Origin of the sequence: Bradyrhizobium sp. sGM-13, assembly GCF_018398875.1 — a bacterium.
Lineage (GTDB): Bacteria > Pseudomonadota > Alphaproteobacteria > Rhizobiales > Xanthobacteraceae > Bradyrhizobium.
The window spans coordinates 414700-427344 of sequence record NZ_JAGWDK010000001.1 but is presented as its reverse complement, the minus strand read 5'-3'; the positions used below and the strand labels follow the sequence as shown (position 1 = coordinate 427344).

General features: G+C 63.9%; 10 protein-coding genes. 5 read left to right on the top strand and 5 right to left on the bottom strand.

Going from position 1 to position 12645, the window contains the following annotated elements:
- Positions 1 to 78: 78 nt before the first annotated feature.
- The 4 genes from KJQ96_RS02000 to KJQ96_RS01985 are packed head-to-tail and all read right to left on the bottom strand — an operon-like array spanning position 79 to position 5160.
- Entirely contained in the window at positions 79 to 1710 is a 1632-nt protein-coding gene (locus KJQ96_RS02000; RefSeq protein ID WP_213285011.1) for an ABC transporter ATP-binding protein, read from the bottom strand.
- Positions 1707 to 2537, bottom strand: a complete 831-nt coding sequence (locus KJQ96_RS01995; protein WP_057843250.1) for an ABC transporter permease — start codon at positions 2535 to 2537, stop codon at positions 1707 to 1709. The genes KJQ96_RS02000 and KJQ96_RS01995 overlap by 4 nt, the downstream gene beginning before the upstream one ends.
- A gap of 4 nt (positions 2538 to 2541) precedes the next feature.
- Positions 2542 to 3519, bottom strand: coding sequence for an ABC transporter permease (locus KJQ96_RS01990; protein WP_213285010.1), 978 nt, complete (start codon positions 3517 to 3519; stop codon positions 2542 to 2544).
- A 24-nt stretch (positions 3520 to 3543) separates the two neighbouring features.
- Positions 3544 to 5160, bottom strand: coding sequence for an ABC transporter substrate-binding protein (locus tag KJQ96_RS01985; protein ID WP_213285009.1), 1617 nt, complete (start codon positions 5158 to 5160; stop codon positions 3544 to 3546).
- 428 nt (positions 5161 to 5588) lie between these two features.
- Here KJQ96_RS01985 and KJQ96_RS01980 point away from each other — a divergent pair, with 428 nt between their 5' ends.
- Entirely contained in the window at positions 5589 to 5888 is a 300-nt protein-coding gene (locus KJQ96_RS01980; protein WP_028347431.1) for an HU family DNA-binding protein, read from the top strand.
- Positions 5889 to 5986: 98 nt separating this feature from the next.
- Here KJQ96_RS01980 and KJQ96_RS40065 read toward each other — a convergent pair whose 3' ends face one another.
- The gene (locus KJQ96_RS40065) at positions 5987 to 6307 is read right to left on the bottom strand and encodes an SDR family oxidoreductase (RefSeq protein WP_213285124.1); all 321 of its coding nucleotides are present in this window, start codon (positions 6305 to 6307) and stop codon (positions 5987 to 5989) included.
- Between the two features lie 116 nt (positions 6308 to 6423).
- Here KJQ96_RS40065 and KJQ96_RS01970 point away from each other — a divergent pair, with 116 nt between their 5' ends.
- From KJQ96_RS01970 to KJQ96_RS01955, 4 genes are all read left to right on the top strand, one after another.
- On the top strand, positions 6424 to 7269 hold the full coding sequence (locus tag KJQ96_RS01970) for a CmcJ/NvfI family oxidoreductase (protein ID WP_213285008.1): 846 nt from the start codon (positions 6424 to 6426) through the stop codon (positions 7267 to 7269).
- 79 nt (positions 7270 to 7348) lie between these two features.
- Positions 7349 to 8584, top strand: a complete 1236-nt coding sequence (locus KJQ96_RS01965; RefSeq protein ID WP_213285007.1) for an MFS transporter — start codon at positions 7349 to 7351, stop codon at positions 8582 to 8584.
- Between the two features lie 114 nt (positions 8585 to 8698).
- On the top strand, positions 8699 to 10366 hold the full coding sequence (locus KJQ96_RS01960; protein ID WP_213285006.1) for a hydantoinase B/oxoprolinase family protein: 1668 nt from the start codon (positions 8699 to 8701) through the stop codon (positions 10364 to 10366).
- Positions 10363 to 12408 (top strand): hydantoinase/oxoprolinase family protein, encoded by a 2046-nt coding sequence (locus KJQ96_RS01955; protein ID WP_249733603.1) that lies wholly within the window; start codon positions 10363 to 10365, stop codon positions 12406 to 12408. The genes KJQ96_RS01960 and KJQ96_RS01955 overlap by 4 nt, the downstream gene beginning before the upstream one ends.
- The last annotated feature ends 237 nt before the right edge of the window (positions 12409 to 12645 follow it).

Sequence of the window (12645 nt, the reverse complement as noted above, 5' to 3'; positions counted from 1 at the left end):
GAGAGTTGGAGTGCGCTGGGGCAGCCCCTCACCCCAACCCTCTCCCCGCGAAAGGGCGGGGAGAGGGAGCAGATGCCGCTACACCGCTGTCGTGTCGTGCTCCCTCGCGAATTCCCCGCCCGGGATGGAATCGAGCAGCGCGCGCGTATACGGATGCTGCGGATTGCCGAACACCTCCGCCGCGCGTCCGTGCTCCACCACCTCGCCATCCTTCATTACGGCGACGAGGTCGCAGATTTGCGCCGCCACGCGCAGATCATGGGTGATGAAGACGATCGAAAGCCCGAGCCGCGTCCGCAATTCGGCGAGCAGCTTTAACACCTGCGCCTGCACGGAAACGTCCAGAGCTGACACCGGCTCGTCCGCCACCAGCACGTCCGGATTCAGCGCCAAGGCACGGGCAAGACCGATGCGCTGGCGCTGGCCGCCGGAGAATTCGTGCGGATAGCGGTCGCCGGCCGAAGGATCCAGCCCGACCAGTGCGAACAGCTCCCTCGCATCCGCAATCGCCTTGGCGCGCGACGTGCCGTGCACGATTGGCCCCTGCGCCACCAGTTCAGCCGCCTTGCGGCGCGGATTGAGCGAGGCGAACGGGTCCTGAAACACCATCTGGATATGCCGCGTCTCGCGGCGGACCTCTTCACGCGGCATTTTCGCCCAGTCGCTGCCGTCGAGCACGATCGATCCGGTATCGGGATCAATCAGCCGCACGATGCAGCGCGCCAGCGTCGATTTGCCCGATCCGGATTCGCCGACAATGCCGAGCGTCGCCCCGCGCGGCAGGTTGAGCGAGACATTCTTCACGGCTGCCGTCACCCGCGCGCCGCGCCCGAGAAAACCGCCGGTACGATAGGTCTTCGAGACATCGGTGATCGTCAGGATGTTGTCAGAGGCAAGTGCCCGCGGGGGAGGCGCGTTCAGCGGTGGCACCGCGGCAATGAGCTGTTTGGTGTAGGCGTGCTGTGGATGGTGCAGCACGTCAGAAGCTGTGCCGTGTTCGACGATGACGCCGTGCTGCATCACCACCACGCGGTCGGCGATCTCGGCGACCACGCCGAAATCATGGGTGATGAACATGACCGCCGTCCTGCGGCGCTGCTGCAGGTCGCGGATCAGTTTCAATATCTGCGCTTGCGTCGTGACGTCGAGCGCCGTCGTCGGCTCGTCGGCAATCAGGAGTTTTGGATCGAGCGCCAGCGCCATCGCGATCATGGCCCGCTGGCGCTGCCCACCGGATAGCTCATGCGGATAGGCCTTTGCCGCCAGCTTCGGATCGGGAATGCGGACGTCGGCGAGCAGCGCCAACACTTTCGCGCCGATCTCCGCCTTCGACAGTCCGGTATGGATCGAGAACATCTCGGCGATCTGGTCGCCAATGGTGCGCAGCGGATTGAGCGCCGTCATCGGCTCCTGGAAAATCATCGCAATGCCGGCGCCGCGGACCTCGCGCATCTCCGCGATCGACGCTTTGCAGAGATCACGACGCTCGAACATCACCCGGCCGCCGTCGATCGTCACCTCATTGGGCAACAGCCGCATGATCGCATTCGCCATCATCGACTTGCCGGAGCCGGATTCGCCGACCACGCAGAGGATCTCGTTGGAAGCAATCTCCAGCGAGACGCCCGATAGCGCATGCGCTCGATCCGCGCCGCCGGGGAGGCGGACGCTCAAGCGATCGAGCGAGAGGATGGTATCTTTCGCGCTCATCGGCCTTTCAGCCTCGGATTGAGCGCATCATTGAGGCCCTGGCCGACCAGCGACACTGCGAGCACGGTAACGAGGATGGCGATGCCGGGGATTGCCGAGACGTACCACTGCACCCGGAGCACGTCGCGGCCGAGGCCGATCAAATTGCCCCAGGACGCCACGTTCGGGTCCGACAGCCGCAGGAAAGCGAGCGCGCTTTCGAGCAGGATCGCGACCGCCATCACCACGCTGGCGTAGACAATGACGGGCGGCAGCGCGTTGGGCAGGATCTCGCCGAAAATGAGCTGGATATTCTTCATGCCGAGTGTGCGCCCGGCCTGGACGAATTCGCGGTTGCGCAGCGACAAAAATTCCGCGCGGGTCAGCCGCGCCGGAGCCGGCCACGACACCACGCCCACGGCGATGGTGACCGTCGTCAAGGTCGAGCCGAACACCGCGACCAGCACCAGCAGCAGCACGAAATTCGGCAGCGTCTGGAACGCTTCGGTGATCCGCATCAGGACATTGTCGACCCAGCCGCCGTAGTAACCGGCGAAGGCACCGACCAGGATGCCGATCAGGATCGCGATTGCGGTTGCGACACCCCCGATCAGAAGCGATATCCGCGCGCCGTAGAAGATCTGCGCGGCGATATCGCGTCCCGAATTGTCGGTGCCGAGCAGGAAGCGCGGGTTGGAGAACGGCCAGACCAGCGGCCGGCCGGCGAGCGCCAGCGGATCGCGCGGGTAGAACCAGCCGGCCGAGATCGCCATCGCGATCACGATCAGGAGCAGGATCAGGCCCGCGACCGCGGCGGGACTTCGGAAGTAGCGTTTGACCGCATCCATGGCGTCAGCCCTCTGCCGTGATGCGCGGATCGAGCCGCGCATAGATGAGGTCAACGATAAAGTTCACGGTGATGACGAGCAGCGCTGAGACGAAGACGATGCCAAGCAAGGTATTGAGGTCGCGCTGCACCACCGATTCATAGGCAAGCCGCCCGAGCCCCGGCAGCGAGAACACGCTTTCGACCACCACCGATCCGCCGAGCATGGTGCCGGCCTGCAGCCCGATCAGCGTCACCATCGGCAACAGCGCATTGCGCAGCACGTGCCGCGTCACCACGCGCGTCTCGTCGAGGCCCTTTGCGCGCGCGGTGCGGACATAGTCGAGGTTCAGCACTTCCAGCATCGAGGCGCGCATGATGCGAAGGTAAATGGCGAGAAAGATCAGCCCGAGGGTGAGCGTCGGCAGCACCAGGTGGCTTGCGATATCCAGGGCTCGCCAGATGCCGGTCCGGACTGTTCCGATGTCCTCAAAACCACCGGGCGGCAACCATTGCAGATAGACCGAGAACACAACAATGGCCATCAGCCCGAACCAGAACGAGGGCGTGGCGTAGAAGATCAGGCCGAGCGTCGAGATCAGCGTATCCGGCCAGCGGTTGACAACGCGCGCGGCGATCACGCCGAACACGAGCCCGAAGAAGAACGCAAACGACAGCGACGCGGTCATCAAAAGAATCGTCGGCGGCAGCCGTTCCAGAATGACCGAGGCCACGGGCTTGCCGTAGATTGAGGAGAAGCCGAGATCGAGCCGCACCAGCCGCCAGAGGTAATTGCCGAGCTGGGCCGGGATCGAGAGGTCGAGTCCATAGAATTTGCGCAGTTCCTTGGCGGTCGCGGCATCGCCGCCGCCCATCTGCGCCATCATGGCGTCGACGGTGTCGCCCGGTGCGAACTGCAGCAGCAGGAACACGCCGATCAGGATCAGAATGAGGGTCGGGATCGAGGCGGCGAGCCGCCGCCCCGCAAGGCTCAGAATACGCATAGACCTATCTTGGCGGATATCGGCTCAAGCCGAAAGCCAAAGATCGTGCCAGCTCGTCGATCCCCAGCGCGGGGTATTGGAATGGTTGCGTGCCTTCGCCGTAATCGTGGTGACGAAAATCTGCTCGATCGGCATCCAGACCGGCAGCTCCGTGTTCACTTCCTTGACGAATTGGGCATAGAGCGCCTTGCGCTTGGCCGGATCGACTTCGGTTGCGGCATCGTCGATCGTCTTGTCGACATTCTTGTCTTCCCAGCCCCACTGGTTGGTCCAGGGCGCGCCCTTCGGCTGGCCGGAGCGATACCAGACCGTGGTCGAGACCGCGGGATCGTTGCGGTATTGGTGCCAGCCGGTGGCGAGATCGAAGGCGTGCTCGTCATAGACCTGCTTGAGGAAGCCGCCGCCGTCGTTACGCACGATCTCGACGGGGATGCCGATCTCGCCCAGCGATTGCTGGATGAAGGTCGACCACAGCGAGATGTCCTCGCCCCACGGCGCAGGCAACAGTCTTAGCGAGAAGCGCGTGCCTCCACGTGCCGCCTTAAAACCGGCTTCGTCGAGCAGCGCTGCGGCCTTGGCCTTATCGTAAGGATATTGCGGCGTGTTCGGCCCGGGATAGAAGTCCGTCGAGGTCGAGGGGATCGGCCCCGTGCCGAGCTTGGCGAAATCGCCGAGAAAGTTCTCGATGAAGAACGGCACGTTGATGGCATGGGCAATCGCACGGCGGACGCGGATGTCGGACAATTCCTTGCGGCGGAAGTTGAACTCGAGCGTATTGGTGCGCGCGTTGCCTTCATTGCCCTTGGTGGAGACGATGAAGCGCTTGTCCTTGGAAAGCCGCGCCAGGTCCGAGAGCGTTAGTCCCGAGAACGGCGAGTAGTGCAACTCGCCGGCCTCCATCTGCGCGGCCGCCGCCGAGCGGTCGGTGATCACGCGCCAGACGATGCGATCGAGATAGGGCGCGTTCGGACGCCAGTAATTCTCGTTGCGGTCGGCGATGACATATTGCCCGCGCTCATATTTGACGAACTTGAACGGCCCGGTGCCGACCGGCGCGAGGTTGGTCGGATTCTGCCTGATGTCACCGCTCTCATAGAGGTGCTTGGCCGAGACGTAACCGAGGTCGGGCAGGGCGCGGAGCAGCAGGTTCAGCGGCATCGGCCGCTCGTATTTGAAGATCGCGGTCTGCGCATCAGGCGTTTCGACGGCGGTGAGGAAGAGCTGCAGCGTCGATCCGTAATTGAGGATCTTCTTCCACATGTTCATGGCGGTGAATTCGACGTCGGCCGAGGTGAACGGCTTGCCGTCGTGCCAGGTGATGCCCTTGCGCAGCTTGAACGTCACCATCTTGCCGTCGGGCGAGGCTTCCCAGCTTTCGGCGAGCACGCCGACCGGCTGGCCGTTGGCGTCGAGATCGACGAGGTTTTCCTGGATCTTGCCGCTGATGATATAGACGCCGGTGGAAGCCTGGATGCTCGGATTGAGCTGGCGCTGCTCGGCGCCGTAATGGACGTTGAACACGCCGCCCTTGCGTGGCGTCTCCTGCGCAAAGGCCCGCATCGGATTGATCACGTTGGCCGCGATGGCTGCCGACGTCAGCAGCGCGGTGCGACGATTGATCTCAAGGCGCGTCAAATCCATGCGAAGTCTCCGAACACGATATTGATGGCCGACCGTTCACGCGTCCGCCTTAAGGGTGATGTTACGATGGAAGGCCAACGCGAGTCATTTTCAAATCAACGCGCAGAGCGGAAAATCCTTCCAGAAAACAACGTGCTTACTGGCCGATCAATCTGCGCATTTTGTCCTGTCAGAAGGCAAATCACGGCTCGCCCCGATAGAGACAAAGACCCGAGGGCAGTCTCAGATTGTCCGGAAAGGGGGCCTCCGGATGCGCTGATTCCCCATAAAAATAGGCCCTAGACGGCTTCCAATGCCAAAAAACCCCGGAAAAATTGGACGAATCACTGCAACTCGACTAGCGAGATAGTTGTGCAGAATGTCGGAAACCCTGTTTTTTAGGCGGTTTCCGACATATCGTCGCCTGTGCCAGAATCAATGGAGCAACCATGGCCACCCAAATGTCTAAGTCGCAGCTCATCGAGAAGATCGCGACCACCACCGAACTTTCGAAGAAAGAGGTCAAGAACGTGATGGACACGCTCGTTGACGTCGGTCACAAGGAGCTCAAGAAGAACGGGCTATTCCTCGTTCCTGGCTTCGCGAAGTTCGTCGTGGTCAAGAAGCCGGCGACCAAGGCTCGGAAGGGCACCAACCCCTTCACGGGCGAGGAAATGATGTTCAAGGCCAAGCCGGCCCGCAAGATCGTCCGGGCGCGCCCGGTCAAGGCCGCCAAGGACGCGGTTTAATCTTGAATCTCCCTCGCCCCGCTTTCGCGGGGAGAGGGTTGGGGTGAGGGGCTGCCTCCGCGACCTCTCTAGTAGAGGAGCTCGCGGAGAGTCCCCCCTCACCCGAAATCAAGCTGCGCTTGAATTTCGACCTCTCCCCGTAAGCCGGGGCGAGGTGACCTGAGTGTGCTGCACGTAATGCGTTGCACCGCCGGCGAGCGCCCACCGCCGACTTGATCGCCGTGCCCTGTGATGAACGATCCCTGATCGGAAGCAAGGAAGCAGGCGAGGTTGGCAAATTCCTCCGCCGTGCCGATGCGCCCCAGCGGCGTGCCGTTCCAGGTCCGCTGCGCGGTAGGGTCACGCGCCGCTCGCGGCCGATGACGCGCCCGTGAAGGCCGGAAATACCATCCGTTACCGGAACCACTTTGGACAAGGATTTTCTCCCTCCTGCGCCGCTGGGAACGGCATCGTTGCTATTTTCAGAATCGTCTTGTGAGGCCCGGCGTTCACTCCGACATCAAACGGAACAAACAATGGAGTCCAGGAGACCACCATGGGCCTGCAGCAAGCAAAACTCGAATCGCTTCCCTTCGTCACCGCCGAGCTGAACTATCTCGCGCCCACACCGGGAAAGCCCCGCACCTACGCTTTCGATCCGCCGCCAGGCGAACCCAAATCCACCGCGCTGCCCGAACCGCACAACGTCCCGATCTTCGATGCGCGCCTGATCGCGGCAAACCTTTCGCTCGACCGCGAGGGCTTTGCGCTGGTTCGCCATCCCACCATCGTCAGGAATTTCTACGACGATAAGGAAGTGAAGAACGTCTATTATCCGGCCGTGGAGGCCTTCCTGAAGGCGACGCTCAAAGCCGACCGCGTCTTCATCTTCGACCACACCGTGCGCAAGCGCGTGGAGGGCGCCGCCGATATCAGGGGCGCTGGCCCACGCCAACCGGCCACACGCGTCCATGTCGACCAGACCGATAAGTCAGGCGCCAACCGCGTGCGCGAACATCTGCCCGATGAGGCCGACGAGCTTCTGAAGGGACGCGTGCAGGTCATCAATGTCTGGCGGCCGATCCGGGGGCCCGTGCTGGATGCGCCGCTGGCGATGTGCGACGGCCGGACGGTCGAGGCGAGCGATCTCGTCGCTTCCGACCTGATCTATCCGAACCGCAGCGGTGAAACCTATTCGGTAAAATACAATCCGAACCATCGCTGGTACTACATTCCGGAAATGCGGACCGACGAGGCATTGCTGTTGAAGTGCTACGATTCCGCAACCGACGGCCGCACGCGGTTCGGGCCGCATACCGCCTTCATCGATCCGACCACGCCGGCCGATGCCCCGCCGCGCGAGAGCATCGAACTGCGAACACTGGTGTTCCACAGGAACTGATCGCTGCGAGCGGGCGGATTCGCGTTCTCAACATATTGGTGGTACCTCGCCCCGAAACAGTTTTTGGGCGAGACGGCTCATGGACGACGGCAAGGCCGACGGTGCGGATGTCAATTTCCGCGCCCTGATTTTTGCGCTGCTGGCGCTGGCCTGCGGTCACATGCTGTCGACGCTGCTGCGAACCATTCCGGCCATCAGCCTCGACGTGATGGCGGCCGATTTCAAAACGCCCTCGCAGACGCTGGCGGGCCTGACCTCGATCTATCATTTTGCCTTTGCCGCCTCGCAGATTCCGGTCGGCGCAGCGATGGATCGCTTTGGCGTGCGGCCGGTGTCGCTCGGTCTGCTGGCGGGAACCATCGTCGGCGCGCTGGCGTCGGGTCTGGCCACCGGGCCGGAGAGCTTTCTGTTCGGCCAATTCCTGCTCGGGGTCGCCACCTCGGGTATGCTGATGTGCCCGATGACGCTGGCGGCGAAACAGATGTCGGCGGCGCGTTTCGGCCTGTGGTCCGGCATCATTCTCTCGATCGGCAATATCGGCATGCTGCTGTCGTCGAGCCCGCTGGCCTTGGTCGTCGAGCAATGGGGATGGCGGGCCGGATTCTGGATCTCCGCCGGCTTCGGAGCTGTGGTGGCGGTGGCTGTATTCGCGCTGGTGCCGAAGCAACCGGCCGCACATGCCGACGACTCCTCGCCATTATCGCAAATGGCCGAGGTGTTGCGCATCGGCCTGTCGCGACCACTGCGCGGCCTGATCGCGCTGTCGCTGGTCTCGCTGGCGGCCTCGCTGGTGTTGCGCGGATTGTGGGGCGGACCGTGGCTGATGGAGGTCAAGGGGCTTGGCCGCATCGAGGCCGGCAACGCGCTTGGCCTGTTCACGCTGGCGTTGATCGTTGGTCCCCTCCTGATCGGTATCCTCGACCGCAATATCGGCCACCGCCGCGAGGTGCTGGCCGCCGCCCATTGCTTCGTAGCCCTGCTGCTCGCGCTGATGGCGGCGGGCGCGCCGCATTATCCGCTTTCGGAGCTGTTCGGGATGACGGCGATGCCGCCGCGACTTGACACCGTGCTGCTGGTCATGATCGGCATCGCGATATCGGCACAGCCGCTGCTCTTCGGCATGACGCGGCAACTGGCCGGCGCTCAGAACGCCGGCAAGGCGCTCTCCGCCGTCAACCTCGCGTTCTTCCTGGGCGCCGCGCTGATGCAATCGGCAACCGGCGTGGTCGCGGCGGTGCTGGGCCTGCCCGCGGTGCTGCTGTTCATGGCGGCCGCCTTGATCGTGGGGACGGTGGTGTTTTTGCTGTACACGTAGGATGGGTGGAGCGGAAGGGATACCCATCAATGCCAGCGTCCCGTGTTGTGATGGGTTTCGCAAGGGCTCAACCCATCCTACACTCTGATGCTGAACAACTGACAACGGGTAACAATGTCCGCCAGGATCGATCCCATCACGCGCTCCGTCGTCCAGCACCGCCTCAGCTCAATCGTGAAGGAGATGGGCGAGGCGATGCTTCGCACCTCGTATTCGCAGATACTTAATTCGAGCCGCGATTTCTCGCTGGCGATCTGCGACACGTCGGCACGGCTGATCGCGCAGGCCGATCACCTGCCGGTTCATGTCGGCGCGCTGCCGTGGGCGACGCTCGCCGTCGAGGAACGGTTCAAGGACGTTAAGCCAGGCGACGTGATCCTGCTCAACGATCCCTATTACGGCGGCAGCCATCTGCCTGATCTGACCGCCTTCGTGCCGGTGTTTGATGGCGAGCGGCGGCTGCTCTGGACTATCGTGCGCGCACACCAGAGCGACATCGGCGGCGCCACCCATGGCGCCTATAACCCTGCCGCCACCGAGATCTATCAGGAGGGGCTGCGCGTCCCGCCGATCAAGCTCTACGAAGCGGGCAAACTCCGCGACGATCTGCTTGACCTGCTGGCGCTGAACATTCGCAATCCCAGAGAATTCCGCGGCGATCTCGCGGCCATGCTCGGCGCGGCGCACCTTGGCGAGCGGCGGTTGTCGCGACTGTTCGCCGAGTTCGGCGCGCCGGTGGTCGAGGCCGCCGTCGAGGCGATTCTCGACGCCACCGAGCAGCAGACCCGCGCGGTGGTCTCGACCTGGAAGGACGGCATGTTTCACGGCGAGGCGTTTCTCGACGACGACGGCCACGGCCGCACCGATATCCGCATCGCCGCCAAGGTCACCAAGAAGGGCAGCGACGTCGAAGTCGATCTCTCCGATTCCGATCCGCAGTCGACCAGTTTTGTGAACTCCTCGCACGCCAACATGCAGGCAGCGGTGGCGATGGCATTTGCCTATCTGATCGATGCCGAGATTCCCAAAAACACCGGCGCGCTGCGGCCGCTGAAGGTGATCGCCAAACAGGGCACGGTGGTGTGGGCCGATCCGGGCCGGCCGGTGACGCTGTGCACCAGTCACCCGTCCAATGAAATCGTCGAGGCCATCGTGAAAGCCCTGTCGGCATCCTGCCCCGAGCGCGCGATGGCCGGCTGGAGCCGGCGCTTTCGCATCGCGATCCAGGGCGAGGACCCGCGCAGCGGAAAGAATTTCATCTGGCACCTGTTCCAGGCGCGGCCCGGCGGCGGCGCGTCGTCCGGCGGCGACGGCTGGTCGTCGATCGGCGAATGGCACTCGGTCGGCGGGCTGAAGTTCGGCAGCCTGGAGGTGGCCGAAGTGCGCTTTCCCCTGCATTTCCGTAACCATGAATTCCGCCCCGGCTCCGGCGGCGACGGGCAACATCGTGGGGGCCTCGGCGTATCGCTCGATCTGGTGCTGGAGACGGAGAAGCCTGCGAAGGGCAATACCGCTGGCGATGGCGCGCGACACGGTCCGTGCGGCATGCTCGGCGGTGAGGACGGCAAGCCGCATCACTATCGTCTACTCTCCGAGGGCCGCGAGCCGCGCGTGTTGCGTACCAAGGAGGTCGGTATCGAGCTTCGTCCCGGCGATTGTCTGGAAATCCGCTCTTCCGGCGGCGGCGGGTGGGGGCCGCCTGCGAAGCGAACGGCGGAGGCACGGCGGCGCGACCGCGAGCAGGGCCTGACCGAAGTCGCGGCGGAGCAGGCGTCCTCATGATGTTCAGGATAGGCGTTGACGTCGGCGGGACATACACCGATCTCGTGGCGACTGACGAGACCGGCCGCGCCGTGTTTGCAAAATCGCCATCTACGCCGGCGGATCAGTCGATCGGCGTGATGGCAGGGCTGGAAGAATTGGCGCGGCGGCTGAACGTCACGCGCGCGGACATGCTCGCGGCGACCGATCGCCTCGTGCATGGCACGACGGTCGCGACCAATGCGCTGCTGGAGCGCAAGGGCGCAAAAGTCGCGCTGATCACCACCGAAGGTCATCGCGACGTCATCGAGATGCGCGAGGGGCTGAAACCGGATCGCTACGATCTGCGCTCACCGCCACCGGCGCCGCTGGTACCGCGCGATTTGCGTTTCGGTGTCAAGGAGCGGCTCAAGGCCGACGGCAGTGTCCTTGTTCCGCTCGACCCCAAGTCGCTCGATGATGCCATTGCCGGTATCCGGCAGTCGGGCGCGAGCTCGGTCGCGGTGTGCTTTCTGCACTCCTATCTCAATCCGGTTCACGAACTCGCCGCTGTCGAGCGCTTGAGGCAGGCGCTGCCGGACATCAGCATCTCGCGCTCCAGCGACGTGCTGCCGCAGATCAAGGAATATGAACGGGTCTCGACCACGATCGTGAACGCCTATGTCGAGCCGATCGTGCGGCGCTATCTGACCAACCTCGAAGCGCGTCTCGGCGAAGCCGGCTTCAAGGGCGGTCTCTTCGTGGTGCTGTCGCATGGCGGCATGGCGCCGGTCGAGGAAGCTTCGCGCCTTGCCGCGGGCACGGTGCTGTCAGGCCCCGCGGGCGGCATGTCGGGCGGGCGGCGCTGTTCTGACTTGATCGGCATTCCCGATCTGGTGCCGTTCGACATGGGCGGCACCTCCACCGATATCTCGCTGATTTCTGGGGGGCAGGTCTCGCTCTCCGCCGATGGCATGCTGGCCGGCCAGCGCATCGCGCTTCGCAGCCTCGATATCGCCAGCATCGCCGCCGGCGGCGGCTCGATCGCGAGCGTCGACGCCAGCCGCACCCTGCGGGTCGGGCCCGAAAGCGCGGGCTCGGTACCTGGCCCGGCCTGTTACGGCAATGGCGGCGAGGCCGCGACCGTCACCGACGCCAATGTCGTGCTCGGCTATCTCGATGCCACAGCCTTCATGGGCGGCAAGCGCCCGCTCGACCGCACGGCCTCGGAAGCCGCGATTGATCGTATCGCCAGCGCGATGGAGCTGTCGCGCGTCGAGGCCGCCGCCGGCATCTACCGGATGATCAATCTGAACATGGCCGATGGCATCCGCCTGATGACGCTGCGCCGCGGCGTCGATCCCCGGAAATTCGCGCTGTTGAGCTTCGGCGGCGCGGCGGGCCTGCACGCGGCGGAGGTCGCGCGCGAACTCGAGATCAAGCGCATCATCGTGCCGACGGTGGCGTCGGTGTTGTCGGCCTGGGGCATGCTGACCAGCGATCTCCGCTACGAAGTCAGCCGCACGCATTATGGTGCGGGCGCGCGCATCTCCGCCGATGAAGTGCGCGCGCTGTTTGCCGGGTTGGAGCAGCAGGCTGCCGGCCGGCTGCGCGCGTGGTTCAACGGCAAGATAGCGATCGAGCGTTCCGCCGAAATGCGCTACGGAGAGCAGATCTTCGAGATCGACGTCTCGCTTGACGGACTCGACTGGAACGCGCCTGACCTAGTGGACCGGATCGAAGACCGCTTCCACATCAGGCACGAGGAGCTGTACACTTATGCCTCGCGCGGCCAGGAGGTCGTCTTCGTCAACGCCCGCGTCGCGGCGATCGGCGAAGTCCAACGACAAGACGAAAGCGCACGCGAGGCCGCATCATCCAGCGCTTGCTCGCCGCGCAGCAAACGGCAGGCCTTCTTCGGCGGCTGGCGCGAAGTCCCGGTCTACGCGCTCGACGAGCTGCGCCCCGGCCACACGCTGACGGAACCTGCGATCATCGAAGCCGAAACCACGACGGTGCTGGTCGACACGGGGGACCACGTCACGGTCAATCCGCTGGGCTGGCTGGATATCGCGCTACGCTGACACCGTGACTGTAGGATGGGTGGAGCGAAGCGATACCCATCATCTTTTGTGCAGCGCAATTGATGGGTATCGCTTTCGCTCCACCTATCCAACAGACTCAATCGGTGCATTTACCGGTTGCGGCCCCTACACGGCCAATCTCGACCATGTATACGGCCAAGACCCAACTCGTTCGCCAGCCACAACGGAACCGTTGCCTCTTGAGGCCCCTCGCGTATCACCGGCACTACGGGCCCG

Excerpts from the sequence above, each read along its gene's own strand:
- KJQ96_RS02000 (WP_213285011.1), bottom strand. The coding sequence starts at position 1,710 with ATGAGCGCGAAAGATACCATCCTCTCGCTCGATCGCTTGAGCGTCCGC.
- KJQ96_RS01995 (WP_057843250.1), bottom strand. The coding sequence starts at position 2,537 with ATGGATGCGGTCAAACGCTACTTCCGAAGTCCCGCCGCGGTCGCGGGC.
- KJQ96_RS01990 (WP_213285010.1), bottom strand. The coding sequence starts at position 3,519 with ATGCGTATTCTGAGCCTTGCGGGGCGGCGGCTCGCCGCCTCGATCCCG.
- KJQ96_RS01985 (WP_213285009.1), bottom strand. The coding sequence starts at position 5,160 with ATGGATTTGACGCGCCTTGAGATCAATCGTCGCACCGCGCTGCTGACG.
- KJQ96_RS01980 (WP_028347431.1), top strand. The coding sequence starts at position 5,589 with ATGGCCACCCAAATGTCTAAGTCGCAGCTCATCGAGAAGATCGCGACC.
- KJQ96_RS01970 (WP_213285008.1), top strand. The coding sequence starts at position 6,424 with ATGGGCCTGCAGCAAGCAAAACTCGAATCGCTTCCCTTCGTCACCGCC.
- KJQ96_RS01965 (WP_213285007.1), top strand. The coding sequence starts at position 7,349 with ATGGACGACGGCAAGGCCGACGGTGCGGATGTCAATTTCCGCGCCCTG.
- KJQ96_RS01960 (WP_213285006.1), top strand. The coding sequence starts at position 8,699 with ATGTCCGCCAGGATCGATCCCATCACGCGCTCCGTCGTCCAGCACCGC.
- KJQ96_RS01955 (WP_249733603.1), top strand. The coding sequence starts at position 10,363 with ATGATGTTCAGGATAGGCGTTGACGTCGGCGGGACATACACCGATCTC.